This window comes from Agaribacter marinus (assembly GCF_030160655.1).
Lineage (GTDB): Bacteria > Pseudomonadota > Gammaproteobacteria > Enterobacterales > Alteromonadaceae > Glaciecola > Glaciecola marina.
This window is the reverse complement of the sequence record NZ_BSOT01000005.1, coordinates 584,297-600,080: the sequence shown is the minus strand read 5'-3', so window position 1 is coordinate 600,080 and position 15,784 is coordinate 584,297. Positions and strand designations below refer to the sequence as shown.

General features: G+C 41.1%; 18 protein-coding genes. 3 read left to right on the top strand and 15 right to left on the bottom strand.

Features of this window, described 5'->3' with window-relative positions; all coding sequences use genetic code 11:
• Window positions 1-32 precede the first annotated feature (32 nt).
• Complete coding sequence (locus QQK00_RS04195) at window positions 33-377, top strand: hypothetical protein (protein WP_284216224.1); 345 nt, start codon at window positions 33-35, stop codon at window positions 375-377.
• 16 nt (window positions 378-393) lie between these two features.
• Here the strand turns inward: QQK00_RS04195 and QQK00_RS04190 are convergent, their stop codons facing one another.
• From QQK00_RS04190 to yceD, 14 genes are all read right to left on the bottom strand, one after another.
• On the bottom strand, window positions 394-1,014 hold the full coding sequence (locus QQK00_RS04190; protein WP_284216223.1) for a pyridoxamine 5'-phosphate oxidase family protein: 621 nt from the start codon (window positions 1,012-1,014) through the stop codon (window positions 394-396).
• Entirely contained in the window at window positions 1,015-1,785 is a 771-nt protein-coding gene (locus QQK00_RS04185) for a TatD family hydrolase (protein WP_284216222.1), read from the bottom strand.
• Between the two features lie 4 nt (window positions 1,786-1,789).
• Window positions 1,790-2,704 (bottom strand): DNA polymerase III subunit delta', encoded by a 915-nt coding sequence (gene holB / locus QQK00_RS04180; protein WP_284216221.1) that lies wholly within the window; start codon window positions 2,702-2,704, stop codon window positions 1,790-1,792.
• A gap of 1 nt (window position 2,705) precedes the next feature.
• Window positions 2,706-3,326: a dTMP kinase gene (gene tmk, locus QQK00_RS04175; protein WP_284216220.1), complete on the bottom strand. Its 621-nt coding sequence runs from the start codon at window positions 3,324-3,326 to the stop codon at window positions 2,706-2,708.
• A gap of 32 nt (window positions 3,327-3,358) precedes the next feature.
• Window positions 3,359-4,384, bottom strand: a complete 1,026-nt coding sequence (gene mltG / locus QQK00_RS04170) for an endolytic transglycosylase MltG (RefSeq protein WP_284216219.1) — start codon at window positions 4,382-4,384, stop codon at window positions 3,359-3,361.
• Between the two features lie 6 nt (window positions 4,385-4,390).
• On the bottom strand, window positions 4,391-5,239 hold the full coding sequence (pabC, locus tag QQK00_RS04165; RefSeq protein ID WP_284216218.1) for an aminodeoxychorismate lyase: 849 nt from the start codon (window positions 5,237-5,239) through the stop codon (window positions 4,391-4,393).
• An 82-nt stretch (window positions 5,240-5,321) separates the two neighbouring features.
• Window positions 5,322-6,560 carry a beta-ketoacyl-ACP synthase II gene (gene fabF, locus QQK00_RS04160; protein ID WP_284216217.1) on the bottom strand — a complete coding sequence of 413 codons (1,239 nt, stop codon included), beginning with the start codon at window positions 6,558-6,560 and terminating at the stop codon, window positions 5,322-5,324.
• A 73-nt stretch (window positions 6,561-6,633) separates the two neighbouring features.
• Window positions 6,634-6,873: an acyl carrier protein gene (gene acpP, locus QQK00_RS04155; protein WP_284216216.1), complete on the bottom strand. Its 240-nt coding sequence runs from the start codon at window positions 6,871-6,873 to the stop codon at window positions 6,634-6,636.
• Window positions 6,874-7,061: 188 nt separating this feature from the next.
• Window positions 7,062-7,799 carry a 3-oxoacyl-ACP reductase FabG gene (gene fabG / locus QQK00_RS04150; RefSeq protein WP_284216215.1) on the bottom strand — a complete coding sequence of 246 codons (738 nt, stop codon included), beginning with the start codon at window positions 7,797-7,799 and terminating at the stop codon, window positions 7,062-7,064.
• Between the two features lie 54 nt (window positions 7,800-7,853).
• Window positions 7,854-8,756: an ACP S-malonyltransferase gene (gene fabD, locus QQK00_RS04145; protein WP_284216214.1), complete on the bottom strand. Its 903-nt coding sequence runs from the start codon at window positions 8,754-8,756 to the stop codon at window positions 7,854-7,856.
• Window positions 8,757-8,863: 107 nt separating this feature from the next.
• Window positions 8,864-9,823: a beta-ketoacyl-ACP synthase III gene (locus QQK00_RS04140; RefSeq protein ID WP_284216213.1), complete on the bottom strand. Its 960-nt coding sequence runs from the start codon at window positions 9,821-9,823 to the stop codon at window positions 8,864-8,866.
• Window positions 9,824-9,826: 3 nt separating this feature from the next.
• Window positions 9,827-10,849, bottom strand: coding sequence for a phosphate acyltransferase PlsX (gene plsX, locus QQK00_RS04135; protein ID WP_284216212.1), 1,023 nt, complete (start codon window positions 10,847-10,849; stop codon window positions 9,827-9,829).
• 9 nt (window positions 10,850-10,858) lie between these two features.
• A complete protein-coding gene (gene rpmF, locus QQK00_RS04130) occupies window positions 10,859-11,029 on the bottom strand; it encodes a 50S ribosomal protein L32 (RefSeq protein WP_284216211.1) in 171 nt (56 codons plus the stop codon).
• Window positions 11,030-11,038: 9 nt separating this feature from the next.
• Window positions 11,039-11,560, bottom strand: a complete 522-nt coding sequence (gene yceD, locus QQK00_RS04125; RefSeq protein ID WP_284216210.1) for a 23S rRNA accumulation protein YceD — start codon at window positions 11,558-11,560, stop codon at window positions 11,039-11,041.
• A 50-nt stretch (window positions 11,561-11,610) separates the two neighbouring features.
• Between yceD and QQK00_RS04120 the strand changes: the two genes are divergently transcribed.
• Window positions 11,611-12,246 carry a Maf family protein gene (locus QQK00_RS04120; protein ID WP_284216209.1) on the top strand — a complete coding sequence of 212 codons (636 nt, stop codon included), beginning with the start codon at window positions 11,611-11,613 and terminating at the stop codon, window positions 12,244-12,246.
• A gap of 189 nt (window positions 12,247-12,435) precedes the next feature.
• Window positions 12,436-13,473 carry a DcaP family trimeric outer membrane transporter gene (locus tag QQK00_RS04115; protein ID WP_284216208.1) on the top strand — a complete coding sequence of 346 codons (1,038 nt, stop codon included), beginning with the start codon at window positions 12,436-12,438 and terminating at the stop codon, window positions 13,471-13,473.
• Between the two features lie 562 nt (window positions 13,474-14,035).
• Here the strand turns inward: QQK00_RS04115 and QQK00_RS04110 are convergent.
• Window positions 14,036-15,676 (bottom strand): methyl-accepting chemotaxis protein, encoded by a 1,641-nt coding sequence (locus tag QQK00_RS04110; RefSeq protein WP_284216207.1) that lies wholly within the window; start codon window positions 15,674-15,676, stop codon window positions 14,036-14,038.
• Window positions 15,677-15,784 lie beyond the last annotated feature (108 nt).

Sequence of the window (15,784 nt, the reverse complement as noted above, 5' to 3'; positions counted from 1 at the left end):
AAACACACATGAACAGCGAGGAAATAATGGAAATGATTCAAACGACTCAAGTTAACAAAGCATCGGTTTCTAATAATGTTGTACAATTTTCGCAATATTCATCGCGTCAAGTAGCAAAAGCCGGTTGGTGGTGTAACCTTGCAGATAACTTGAATCTTGCCGTTCAACACCCTTATATACTGTCAATTAAAAAGCGAGCGCATAGTCAATACGCATTAATTTGTGGATTATTAAAAGCTGGCACCTGCGAAAAAATCTTCTTTGACTGCGACCTCTCCCAAGCGCAAGCGGAATATTTAGGTAAACTTCAACGTACCAGCGGCACCGAATTAATTCATGCGCGTTTAGCTGCGCAATTTGGTAAAGAAATGGCGTAAACAGAGTATTCTCTGTTTACGCTACAACACGCTCAACAGTCCAAAACGCAGGTAATTCAGAGGCATTTCTCGATGCATGTTCAGGTGACACACGAGATATTAGGCGCGTATGTGGCTCAGTGTTTAAATCCAAGTAATCGACTTGATTGGGAATAAACACAAGTACACAGAAGTTTTCAGAAACATCGCTCCCAATATTTAATTGATTATGTATTTCATCACTAAACGGCGTTGCAGGACTCACGTTAAAAAATGAGGACTTTGTTTTTTCTGATAGCTTATTCCATAAAGAATCTACTAAGTAGTTGTGAGTATTTAAGGTTTTATCTTCAGAGGCAGGCTGCAAACAACACGCCTGAACACGGGCAGAAATTCGATATTGTTCTCTCGTTTTTGCAAAGTACCAAGCAATTTCAGCCGTGTCGTTTTTGCATAGTTCTTTAAATTTGCCACTCCGCTTGTCGGTAATCACCGTGAGATGGCTGGTGTTGTCTACAAAACCTCTAAAGACCACGGTCCTATTTCTTGCTTGATTTTCGCTATTAACGGTCGCCAGTTGAAAGTAATTCGCTTCGGGTTTGTCACTTGATAAACCTAAACTCCTGACTAAACGTTGTCGCCATTCTGGAATTTGCATTTAACGTTTAACGTGGCGAAATAATTGATAAAAATTGTTTTTACTTGCCTCGGCTAACTCAGCCACACTCATCCCTTTTAAATCCGCAATAAACTCTGCCACTCTCACCACGTATTTCGGCTCGTTAGTTTTTCCTCTGTAAGGCGTCGGCGCTAGCCATGGCGAATCCGTTTCAATTAACAGTTTATCCAGTGGTATTTGCTTTACGGTTGCTTGTAGCTCACTAGCAGATTTAAAGGTAACGATGCCGGATATGGATATGGAGATCCCCATCGCCATCGCCGCCTCAGCCATTTCAAGGGATTCCGTAAAGCAATGCAACACTGCCCCTGTATCATGCTCATAATACTCATTCAGAATATCCAAGGTATCTTGTTGAGCACCACGAGTATGAATGATCAACGGTTTTTTAACGACGTTAGCAACTTTTATATGGTCAATAAAAGATTGTCGCTGCGTTGCCTTCGTGTCTTCACTGTAGTGGTAATCTAGGCCAGTTTCACCCACTGCAACCACATCGTCTCTCGTTGCATATTCAAGTAAAGTGTCGTAATCGCAAGCATCTTCTTGATGCAGAGGGTGAACCCCACAAGACATTGATACATTGCTATACTTAGCAACTGCGCTATGCATAGAGGTAAACTCTTTCACAGAGACAGCTACACAAAGCATATGCTCAACTTTAGCCTCAGCAGCTCTTTTTACTATTTCATCTATCTCTACCGATGACTCACTGATTCTATCTAAGTGACAATGCGAATCTACAAACAACTTATTACTCCAATGACTGGTTTTGGTGCTGTCTAAAACTTGAAAACAAATGCCCAAGTACAACACTTTTATTTACACCGACTTGTTGAACCTTGCGTTTAGCATTGTTTAATTCTGTTTGTTGCCAATCTAATAAGCTTATAATGCCTTGGTTGTTAGTGGCCAACATATCCGTTATTTGTGCTGAAATTATGGTAAATAACCAATTGACGACATCTTCAGCCTTCTCTTTCCATTTTTCGCTTAACTCATAGCTTGTTTCAGTCTTTGAATGAATAAAGTGTCGCCAGTCTTGATTAAAATCTGTGAAATTAAACCCTTCATCGTCAAGGCCTTGAATATAACTTAGTGGCGAATTTTGATACGCCTTCAATGTTATCTCATCAGGTATCGGAAGGCCTTTGGCTTCAATATATTCAATGCTCTGCTTAACACTCGGCATGCGAAGTTGATGCTTTTCACACCGGCTTAAAATAGTGGGTAAAATTCTATTGGCTGCAGAACTAGACATGACCATATATGTGTCTTGAGTAGGCTCTTCTAAGGTTTTTAAAAACGCATTACTCGCCGATTCAGTCATGCGGTCTATATGATTGATTAGCACAACTTTATTGCCGCTAAGCTGCGCAGTTTTATTCACCTTTTCAATGCCACTTCTGATTAAATCTACGCCAATTTGCGTTTTCTCAGTTTGAATAATGTGTAAGTCAGGATGAGAATCCGCATCAACTAACAAACAACTCTTACATTCATTACAAGGTGCTTTATCCCCCAAACAAAGAATCGATTTAGCAAGTTCGTTAGCAAGTACATCGGCGCCAATACCTTTCTCGCCTTGTAATAGCGTAGCATGATGTAAACGACCATTTTTAAGTAGGCGAATGAGCTGGCTTTGAATGTCAGTTAACCACGGATACATACTACGCCTCTACCCATTGCATAATGGCTGTTATAGTATCTGCATGTACCTGCTGCATCGTTTGCTCAGCATCAATAGTTGCAGCATTAGGCATGTCTTCGATTTGAGAAATGTACATTGTTCGTACGCGACGGAAAAACTCAATACCCGCCAGCTCAATTCGATCAAGCTCTCCTCGACCTCTTGCGCGCGATAAACCGGTTTCCGGTGAAACATCCAAGTACAAGCAAAAATCGGGAACAAAGGTACCAAGCGTGATTGTCTTTAACTGTTGTAAAGTTGACAACGCAATGCCACGCCCACCGCCTTGATAAGCGACAGTAGATAAATCATGCCTATCCCCTATAACCCATGTGCCTTTAGCAAGTGCAGGCAAAATTACGTTTGCTACTAACTGACTTCTCGCAGCATACATTAACAATAACTCGGTTTGTTCAGTGACTGTCTCATCCCAATTATGTTTTACACAGGCGCGAATCGATTCAGCCATTGGTGTGCCGCCGGGTTCACGCGTGGTAATAACGTCAATATCTTTAGATTTCAGTAAATCTACGATAAGTGAAATAACACTGCTCTTACCCGCACCTTCTAAGCCTTCTACTACAATAAATTTGCCTTGCATCTAAAATTGTTCCCCGGCTAACGCGTCTATAATCATTGTTTTCTACCTAATTGATAGCGTCTTACCGCAGTGTTATGTTCGTCAAGTGTTTCCGAAAATTGGTGGCTACCATCCCCCTTCGAGACAAAGTATATATACTCCGTTAATGCGGGCCTTAGCGCCGCCATTATAGATTCTCTCGACGGCATCGCAATGGGCGTAATGGGCAAGCCTTTTATTCTATAGGTATTGTAGGGGGTTGTTGTGCGCAAGTGCTTGCGCGTAATATTGCCATCAAAAGCATCACCTATCCCATAAATAACTGTTGGATCGGTTTGCAAACGCATGTTCTTTTGTAATCGATTAGCAAAAACACCAGCAATAAGCCCTCGTTCACTGGCAAGCCCTGTCTCTTTTTCAACAATAGAAGCCAAAATTAGCGCTTCATATGGTGTATTCAACAACACATCTTGAAAACGCTGCTGCCAAGTGTCCTCTATATATGATTTCATCGCATCGTGTGCCCTGATAAGTATGCTCAATGCGGAATCTTCGTAAGAATAGTAATACGTATCTGGAAGTAAGCAACCTTCAAGAGATGAGTGCTCGTTTTTACAAAAGGTATGTACGCTCATCGACGAAAATAACACCTCAACTGCTGGCATATCTTGATATAAGGAATCAGTAAGACTCAGTTGTTTATACCATTGCTTAAGCGTGTGTCCCTCAACTAAAGTAACACTAAACTGTTTAGTTTTACCCTCAGAAACCATTTGAAAAACACTTGCTAAATTAGTGTCTGCATCGATTTGATAGACGCCTTTTTTAATAAGGAGCTTATCTCTGTTTAAGCGTGACCAGAGTTTAAAAAGGTGTTTATTTGTCTCTAAATTTAATTTGGTACTTAGCGTCGAATATAAACTAAAGGCATTCTCGCCTTTTTTTACTTGCAATATAAATGCGTCATTTTGAGCGCTTAAAGACATCTGCTGTTCGGCGCTTTTTACCAAAAAATAAATGGCGCCAAGCCCAAATAGGCAAAATACAAATAGTGTGATTAAAAATCGTTTAATCCACATTAATATTTACACTCGAAACAAAGCATCTAAAATTAATTTAAATATATCACGAGATGCCGTCTCAGATATCTCATGTTCTTGTGAATTGATACAAACACTTTTGAGAGGTTGAATTAACTGCACTGCATTACATATAAATGCCGCATTTACACGCTTAAGCTCATCAATATGATGTAAGGCAACTTGACATTCAATACCCGCCGCTTTCATTGTATCCATAACGAAGTCACGCATTACGCCAGCAACGCCTTGTTTATTCAATTGTGGGGTATACCAAATATCATTCAGTTGATAAAAAATATTTGCTGACGATGCTTCTATAACATGTTGTGAGGTATCCAATAAGAGCAAGTCATCAAACGTTAGGCCATCTTCATGCATAGACAATAACTCTTGCTTGGCGAGTACTTGCTCCAATCGACTATTATGCTTAAGACCGGCCAATTGCGCTTGATCAGCGAGTTCGATGTCTGCAATCCCAACACTGAGAGCCGACTTGTTCAAATCACAATTGTTAAGTGTAATTGGATACGTATAGATATAAATCGATGGCGAATCACATGCTTTTGGAGAGTATCCCCTGCCTCCAACCCCGCGGCTTACCAGCACTTTAACGACGTGAGGGCTGGTGATATTTATCAACAGTGTTTCAAGTCGTTCCTGCAATTCAGGCCAATTATCAATCGAAATATACAGTTTACTACTGTCACCACTAAGACGTGCAAGATGTTGTTCAAGAAGGAATATTTTGTGATTGTCTGCATACATTGTAGTAAAACAGCCATCACCGTAAAAAAAAGACCGGTCATGGCTATCAAGACTAGTAATGTTCAAATGAATCGAAGCATTGGCCATATTACGTTAGCGCCAGCCAGCTGAAATTACATTAACGTCATTAAGCTTCATTATTATTTAATTGCAGCCAAGTGTTTATAATTTAAGCTCGCTTAAATAGAAGTGAGCCATTAGTACCACCAAAACCAAAAGAATTACATAACGCGTAATCACCTTGGATAGACGCAGCACCATTCGCTACAAAATCTAAATCGCAACCGTCACCATGATTATCCAAATTAATCGTTGGTGGCGCCATTTGGTCACGTAATGCCAAAATGGTAAAAATCGCTTCGACCGAACCTGCTGCACCCAGTAAATGGCCAATCATAGACTTAGTCGAGCTAACTTTAAGGGCGTTAGCATGCGCACCAAAAATGGACTTAACAGCACTTACTTCAGCAATATCCCCTGCCGGTGTAGACGTACCATGCGCATTAATATAAACAATTTGGTCATTATCAATACTAGCGTCATTGATAGCGTTTGCCATAGCGTCAGCCGCACCTTCGCCATTTTCTGGCGGAGATGTCATGTGATGTGCGTCACCGCTCATACCAAAACCAACAAGTTCAGCGTAAATTTTAGCGCCTCTCGCTTTTGCAGCTTCATATTCTTCAAGCATCACAACGCCGGCACCCTCTCCCATAACAAAGCCATCTCGGTCTTTGTCCCAAGGACGGCTTGCCTGCTGAGGTGCATCATTGTTAGTAGACAAAGCTCTTGCTGAGCCAAAACCGGCGATCGCGAGTGGCGTGATACTAGACTCAGAACCGCCAGCTAACATCGCGTCTGCGTCTCCGTATGCAATAGTACGGGCTGCAATCCCTATATTATGTACGCCAGTAGTACAGGCAGTAACAACATTTAGGTTTGGGCCTTTAAGGCCTTTCATAATAGAAAGGAAACCTGAGATCATATTCGTAATTGTAGACGGAACAAAGAAAGGGGAAACGCGTTTAGGGCCACTGTTTTGAAGCTTAGTATGGTTTTCCTCAATTAAGCTTAAACCGCCAATACCTGAACCAATCGTAATACCGACTCTCTTTGCATTACTATCGTCTATTTCAAGACCAGAATCTTCTAGGGCTTGTATACCTGCGGCTATCCCTAACTGGATAAATCTATCCATTTTTTTTGTTTCTTTTTTAGGGATATATTTCTCTACATCGAAATCCTTAACTTCACCAGCAAACTTAGTATTAAAGCCTTCGGTATCAAATTTCGTGATTGGCCCGATGCCACTTTCTCCATTCAGAATTCGTTGCCAAGTGGTATCTACATCATTACCAAGTGGAGACAACATTCCGAGACCTGTTACCACAACGCGACGTTTAGCCACCTAAGCCTCCTACAAAATTGTTATTCATAACGAAAAAAACGGCTCGTAAAGAGCCGTTTTTTAGTAAAACTGATTACGCGTCTTTATTAGCGTTAATGTAGTCTACCGCTGATTGAACAGTCGTGATTTTTTCAGCTTCTTCGTCTGGAATCTCAGTATCAAACTCTTCTTCCAAAGCCATTACAAGCTCAACTGTGTCCAAAGAATCAGCACCTAAATCATCTACGAACGAGGCTTCAGATTTTACTTCGTCTTCTTTAACGCCCAATTGTTCAACAATAATTTTTTTAACGCGTTCTTCGATGTTACTCATAATTACAGGTTTCCTTACATACCTTGTTTTAAATTATCCGGCGTATTTTATTGCCGAAACGCCAACCTTGCAAGTCTAACGGTTAATTTAGACTGTGGTCAAACCACAAAATTCAATTGTTTGCTTATTATTGCAACAAAATGTTTAATTTTCATCATATAAACATTTTATTAACGAATAAACAAATCTTACGCCATGTGCATGCCGCCATTTACATGGATGGTCTCACCAGTAATATATGCCGCCGCGTCAGAACTTAGAAATCCGACAGTCGCAGCAATTTCTTTTGGATCACCTAAGCGGTTCGCCGGAATATCTTTGAAAATAGCCGTTTTTTGATCGTCCGTTAATGCTTTCGTCATATCAGTATCAATGAAACCAGGAGAGACAACATTTACGGTAATACCGCGTGACGCAATTTCACGTGCCATCGACTTACTAAACCCTATCACTGCGGCTTTAGCTGCGGCGTAGTTGGCTTGACCAGCATTACCGGTTGAACCAACGACAGAACCAATACTAATAATGCGTCCATGTTTCTTTTTCATCATGCCACGTAATACTGCTTTCGATAATTTAAATACCGACGTTAGATTCGTTTGTAAAATATCATTCCACTCATCATCCTTCATACGCATCAGTAAGTTGTCTCGAGTAATACCAGCGTTGTTAACCAATATATCTGGATTACCAAAGGTTTCGGAGATCTGGCTCAGCAGTGCCTTGATTGAGTCATCATTGGTCACATTCAAAACAAATCCTTTACCGCTCTCGCCAAGATAATCAGAAATTGCGTCAGCGCCGTTGTCAGAAGTAGCAGTTCCTATAACAGTGGCTCCAAGCTCAACCAATTGCAATGCAACCGCTTTTCCTATACCTCTACTTGCGCCAGTAACTAAAGCTACTTTTCCAGATAAATCAAACATAAAAATCCTATTTAAATTTTACTGCGTCCGGTAAATTTTATATTTCACGCAGACTTAATTGAAAGATGATAATGAAAGCGCTTTATTAATACGCTTGTTCAAACCAGAAAGTACCTTGCCGGGACCAACTTCAACGATTTCTTCAACCCCTTGAGATGACAAATATTCAACAGTTTCTGTCCAGCGGACAGGTTTAGACAATTGACGCACCAATGCATCTTTTATCTCTGCTGGTGAGGTACATGTGGCGACATCAACGTTATTCACTACATCAATATTCGGCGTATTGAATGATAAGTTATTCAAATATATAGCAAGTTGTTCGGCAGCCGGCAACATTAGCTCACAATGCGACGGCACACTCACAGCTAACGGCAATGCTCGCTTAGCGCCGGCGGCTTTAAGTGCTGCCCCGGCTTGCTCTACAGCGTCGCTATTTCCCGCAATAACTACTTGACCTGGCGAGTTAAAATTTACCGCAGACACAACTTGTCCAGTCTCTTTTGCAAGCTTATCGCAAGTATCTATGATTATTGCATCATCAAGACCAATAATAGCATACATAGCACCTACACCTGCAGGCACCGCTTGTTGCATATACTTTCCACGCACTTCAACTAACTTAACTGCTTCGGTTAATGACAATACGTCCGCCGCTACCAGGGCTGTATATTCTCCAAGGCTGTGTCCTGCCAAATAACTAGGGACATTTTCATGCGTCGCTCGATACACCTGATAAGCTGCAATACCTGCAGTTAACAACGCAGGTTGAGTAATATCTGTTTGGTTTAATTTTTCCAATGGACCGTTTTGTGTCAAAGCCCACAAATCATAACCCAAGGCATCAGATGCTTCTTCAAAACAAGTAGCAATACTTTTATGTTCTGACGCCAAATCAGCTAACATTCCAATAGACTGCGAACCTTGTCCCGGAAACACACATGCTAATTTAGTCATGTAGAAATCCTTATAAAATCTAATTTTTATTATTGTTTACATTTTTGATGCGATATCAAATGATTGATGTATGTTAATTTATTAATACTTAAAAGTGCATTTCTACCCTAATATCGTACGAGCGCAGAAGCCCAAGCAAAACCGCCACCAAATGCCTCAAGTAGTAAATGTTGTCCTCGCTTAATACGGCCATCTCTAATGGCTGCATCTAACGCAGTAGGCACAGTAGCGGCGGAAGTATTCCCGTACTTCTCTAGAGTTATAACCACTTGGTCAAGCGACATATTCAGCTTTTTTGCCACTGCTTTGATGATTCTGAAATTCGCTTGATGCGGCACTAACCAATCAATGTCAGACTTATCTAGGTTATTGGCGACTAAGGTTTCGGATACAATCTCACTTAGTTTGGTCACGGCGACCTTAAAGACTTCATTCCCTTTCATCACGCCCCAGTTTTCATGAACAGAGGCTTCATTACCACGTGTAGGATTACCTACATACAATAAGTCTTTGCATGATCCCGCCGCATTTATGTGCGTCGACAAAATACCTGGTTCTTCACTAGCTTCGATGATGGTCGCCCCAGCGCCATCGCCAAATAGAATAACCATACTGCGGTCTGCAGGATCGACTAAGCGTGTTAAACAATCCGTACCTACTACCAAAACTCGCTTTACCATGCCACTTTTTATGTATTGATCTGCAACACTTAGTGCATAGCAATACCCTGCGCATGCCGCTGCCACATCAAATGCAGGAATATTATCAATCCCGAGCATAGCTTGGATTTCACACGCCGTACTTGGTAACGCGTAACGCCCGCTAGTCGTGGCGCAAACTATCATGTCTATATCTGATGGCTTTATTTCGGCAGCCTCTATTGCCTTTCGACTAGCTTCTGCTCCCATGGTTGCAGCCGTTTCATCTGCACCAATTATTCGTCTTTCCTTAATGCCTGTACGATCGGTAATCCATTCATCTGAGGTATCGACCATTAATTCTAAATCAGCATTTGTGCGTACTTCAGAAGGGTAATAACTTCCCGTCCCTATAAAGCGTGAAAACATGGATTAATGCTCCAATAATTCTTTTTCTATTTTTGTTCTTATCCTATCGGGTACTGATAGGTTTATTTCGGAAATAGCTTGCTTCAAAGCATAATAACAGGCTTCGGCACTCGCATTACCATGACTTTTAATTACAATTCCGCGCAATCCTATCAGACTAGCACCATTATACTGGTCGGGGTTCATTCGTTGATATAAGTTCTTCAATAACGGCAACATAAACTTGCTCAAGCATCGTGCAACAAATGTTTCTTTAGTAAGCGACTTTATTTCTTCAATGACTAACTTCGCTATACCTTCGCTGGCTTTTAGCGCAATATTACCCGTAAATCCATCAGTGACAACCACATCCACTTCGCCAGCAAATATATCGTCTCCCTCTACATAACCAATATAATCAAGACCTGCACATTCCTTCAGTAACGCATCTGCATGTTTAATGACCGAATTGCCTTTTATATCCTCTTCCCCCACATTTAACAACGCGACTTTGGGAGAATCAACTTCGCCACATGACTGCTGTAACACCGAGCCCATGACCGCATATTGTAGTAAATTTTCCGCATCGCAATTAATTGACGCCCCTAAATCCAACAATAAGACTTTTTTATCTTTTCGCGTAGGTAATGAAGACACTAATGCAGGCCGTGAAATACCATTCAACGTCTTAAGGACGTAGTTTGCCATCGCCATTAATGCGCCAGTATTCCCTGAGCTAACGCAACCATGTGCCAGTTGATTATTAACTAAATCAAGCGCTCTACGCATGGATGAATTCTTCATTTTTCGTAAAGCAAATGCTGGTTTCATTTGCATATCGACAACTTGTTCGCACGCTTCTACCGAAAGTTGCGCTCGAAGATGGCTAGGCACTTTAGTGATTAGATCATTTGCACTTGATTCTGTGGCGCATAGGACAATATGAACGAATGGAAATTCAGATAAGATTTTTGTAACCGCAGAAGAAAAAACATGGGGGCCGCGATCGCCCCCCATGATATCTAAAGCTATGATGACTTTAGTCAACGCTTTGCCTTATTTGGCAATAACTTTTTTGCCTTTGTAAAAACCATCAGCTGTCACATGGTGACGACGATGAGTTTCGCCAGAGGTTGAGTCAACAGACAATGTTTCAGCTGTTAACGCGTCGTGAGATCTACGCATACCGCGCTTTGATCTAGTCTTACGATTTTGTTGTACCGCCATAGGTTACTCCTAATCTCGCTTAAGCTCTTTTAAAACCGCAAATGGGTTTTCACGTTCTACGTCCGTTTCGATTTCACCAAATTGCATGTCATCTGCTTTAGTCTTGCAATCTTCTTCTGCATGAAGTGCAACAATAGGCAAAGACAAAATCAATTCGTCCTCCACTAACTGGAGTAAATCTATTTCTCCATGGTCATTGACCTCTATCGGCTCATAGACGTCAGGTAATGAATCTGCTTGTTCGGTCCCCTGCACGGGACTGAAACAAAATTCCGTCGAAATTTCCAACGGGTAAGTTCCATTACAACGCTGGCAAATAAGTGAGGTTTCAACTCGAGATGTTCCCTGGATGTAAGTAAGACTCTGCGCGTCTTTTGCAAACTCAACTTCCACAGCAACGTCGGTTAAAATACTATCTACTGCTTCGTTCAATCGCAGCATTAGCGAAGATTCGTAAATGCCATTATAAGAAGCGCGTTTTTGCGCACTTTTTACAGGATCGAGCGTTTTAGGTAGTTTCACATTTGACATAGCGCGCGCATAATATAGGTTTACATGCGACGAGTCAAAGGATTTAGTACTTGAACAAACAAATTTTACTAGCATCATCATCACCTTACCGTAAGGCACTTTTAGCGCAATTAGGTGTTGAGTTTGAAACTCATGCGCCAAACATTGATGAATCTGTATACAAAGGTGAATCAGCGAAAGCGCTTGCGCTTAGACTAAGCATCAGTAAAGCACAGGCTTGCCAAGCATTATACCCCGAACACTACATTATTGCGTCTGACCAAGTCCCCTGTCTCGCACTTAATAGTAAAGAAGTATTGTTATCAAAACCGGGGAATGTAAAAACTGCATGTGAGCAATTGCGCTTATGCAATAACAAATATGTTCATTTTTATACAGGTTTATGTTTGCTAGTGCCAAACGGTAGCAATGATCATTTGCCACAAACTCAACAGCCTAGCATACAACGCATGCAAACCAGTGTAGAGCGCTTTTCAGTCAAGTTCAGACAACTAAGCGAACATGAAATACAACGCTACATTACTATGGAACAACCATTGAACTGCGCTGGCAGCTTTAAAGTAGAAGGTTTGGGTATTCATCTGTTTGATAAGCTAGACGGAAGTGATCAGAATAGTCTGATTGGTTTACCACTGCTAAAACTATGTCAAATGCTCAGAAATGTAGGCATTAATCCCATTGAGTAGTCGTTTTCTCATATCGCTCCCTATGCTTCATTTAACGGCGTATTTTCTCTATTTGCAGTGACGATCAAGAATTATAAGCTGAGATGACAGGCGTTTTCGACCATTTACCGCATATACTTGAACTTCAAGTTTTTTTAAACATAGCCGTTATAAATCATGAATTCTTAGACGAAGACAGAGATCATATTTATGCGACGACTCATCACAACAACCTTATTAGTTTCACTCTATTTCATTTTTAGTCCCTTTGTTCACTCTGAATACAAAGTAAAGCTTAGTGAAGACCAAGAAATATCCTTTGGCGGGTATATAAAAGTAGACAGTCGCTATGTAGATGGCGATGTTGCTTACCGACCATTTTGGATCGGGACCGGACAGGTACTCGACGAATCTAAGTCTCAGTTTAATATGAATGTTGCAGAGACACGCTTAAATACTAAGTATAAGCATGGCGAAGTAACTGGATTTGTCGAAATCGATTTTTTAGGCGGTGGAGGCAATGAAATAGTCTCCAACTCTCACCAACCGCGCCTCCGTCATGCGTTTATAAAATACAAAGACATTCTGGCAGGGCAAACATGGTCAACATTTATGAATACAAGCGCAATTGCCGAAACAGCTGATTTTGCTGGCGCTACCGTTGGTTTGGTATTCATTCGTCAAGCGCAAATTCGCTACTCTCATGGCAACTTCAAATTTGCTATCGAGAACCCAGAGTCTTGGGGCGGCGATACAAGCAGCGACGTATTACCTGACATAATTGGCCGATATGACTTTAAAGGTGATTGGGGCGGAATCTCGGTCTCAACGCTTGTACGTCAATTGAATACCAGTTTAGAGGAAAAAGAGACCTCAGTAGCAGGTTCGGTCGCTGGACGAATCAACGTAGGTGAAAAAAACGATATTAAATTTCAGTTCCATAAAGGAGAACTAGGTCGTTATGTCGGTGTCGCTTTCGCCCCTGATTTAATTGGGAACGAAGTTGAAAGCACCACATCGACGCTAGTCGCCTATCGACACTTTTGGAACGATTCACTGCGTTCAACCATTCTTTTTGGTAAAGCAGTGTCTGACCTAAGCGATCTGGATAGAAGCCAATGGAGTGTAAACATATTTGATAACTTGACGGATAAACTCACCTATGGATTTGAACTCGGCCAGTTTAGAGTTGATGACAAAGATGCAGATTCAAACTATGCTCAATTTTCGCTCACTTACAAATTGTAGTCTACGCAATAGAATACGATCTACTCTACGTACCCCCATTTGATCTTAGCGGCGCATTTGCCGCTTATTTTTCATATAAACCACTAAATACCAAGAGTCTCGCCTTTTTATTTCCACGCCTTAATTTGACTCAAGATACAATCAACACCTCGCCTACTATCTAAAACGAATAAAGATGTAACACTTAATAGCTCAACCGTTTTACGTTTAGTCCGTTTACGGCTAGCTAAAAGAACACATCTGTTTTCCAACTTAAGTAAAACGCAATGACACTGTTATCTGATACTACAAGCGTTATATAATGAGTAATATCAAGCGAAACTTACTCCTCCCCCATTTAGTGATGGCATTTTTCATAAGAAGAGATGTCGCTTATACAACAGTATTTTAGTAGATATTTTGATTTTCAAGGGGGGAGGATTACACATTCACGTCTTGCACAAAGAGAAAAACGGTTACTTAACAACCGTTATCTTCATGAAAATTTTAAGGCATCTCTATCGGTCATTCCAACCGGGAACACTATTCTCTTAGATGGGCTTATGCACGCTGAATAAGGTGCTCAAACTTTAAAACGACATATAAGCTCGTTTAAATCACAAGTAGAACTACTGATACTATTAGCGGTTTCTTCAATGCCAGCAATAGCTTCCTTAAAAATGACGGTAGCGTCATTAATAGTAATGGTACTTTTGTTAACACCTTCAGCGGTAGAGCTTTGCTCTTCTGCCGCTGTGGCGATTTGTACACTCATGCCACGGATCCGTATAATCGAACTATTCATCGCTTTGAGCGCTTCATCTGCTCGTCCGGAAGAGTCAGTTGTTTTACGAGCTTTATCGACTCCTCGCCTCATCGCCTGTGATGCTTCATTAGACCCCGTTTGAAGGTTTTTAATGATGTTATATATTTCTTCTGTTGAGTCTTGTGTTTTCTTCGCCAACTGTCTAACTTCATCAGCGACCACGGCAAATCCACGACCTGCTTCCCCAGCTCTAGCAGCTTCTATAGCTGCGTTTAAAGCCAATAAGTTTGTTTGTTCTGCAATCGATTTAATGACTTCTAGCACCGTATCAATTTCGTTACTTGAAGTGACGACTTTACCAATCGTCTCGCTAATTTCGTCGACTTCTTGAGCAAGTGCACTAATATTGAGAACAATCTCATCAACTACACTATGGCTTTGTTTGGTAAGCAGCTCGGCTTCATTCGTTGCCTCTGCCGTCTCCTCTGTGTGCCTAGCAACTTCTTGCGACGTAAACACCATTTCGTTCATTGCTGTTGCTAGTCCGAGCGTTTCAGATGATTGGGTGTCAATACTTGAATATGTCTGTTTTGAGGTTTCTTTTAAATTCTCCGAAGACGCAATAAGCTGCTTAACAACGCAGTTTGTTTGCTTTATTATTTCGCCAATTTGAGCAGAAAACGCATTGAACGCATTCGCTAACTCTGACAATTCGTCATTTCCAGAGACAGCAATTTTTTTCGTCAAATCAGCGTCACCCGTCGCTAGCTCTTTCATTGCCAGTGTAGTTCGTTCGAGAGGCCGTTTAATACTGTTAATTACAAGTACGGCAACACCAATAAGTATCGCAACGATTATCAAGAACTCAAGTATCAATACTTTTAACTTATCGAAAGACGCTGCGTTTAAATCATCAACATAGATACCTGAACCGATAACCCACTGCCAATCAGAAAATTTACGAGCTATACCAAGCTTTTCAGTTGGTTCGTCACCCTTCACTCTTGGCCAGCTGTACAAGACTTCAACTTGTTCCTTACTTTCTACGCCTTCAACAAGTTCCTGAATAATACGCACACCGTTAATGTCTTCTAGGGCCCAAAAGTTTGCACCTAACTTATCTCTAGGAAATGTTGCATTAACTAGCATATCGCCGTCATTGGTAATTATGTAAACATAGTTCCCCCCGTCAAATCGCATTTTCTCTAGCGCTATACTTGCTTGCGATTGAGCTTCTTCTCGGGAGAGCTTATTCTGTTTTTCAAGGTCATGATAATACGTAATAACCGAGTGCGCACTTTGCAAAACAAAACTGATGGACAATGTACGAGCATCTTTTAATGATTCTCTAATAGTAAAAAAGCTAAGGATAGCTAGAGCGCCCATTGCAACTATTGACAGCACTAAAATAGCCCAGACTCGCGTAGCTATTTTGAACTTTTGCATTAATTGAGTCATTTGTATCTTTCCTCGAGACTTGTGGCGAAAGTTAATACCTATAAATAATTACGATTTTCAATATATTAAGAGGGTGATCCCTAATTCATATTGATAATGAAACCAAGC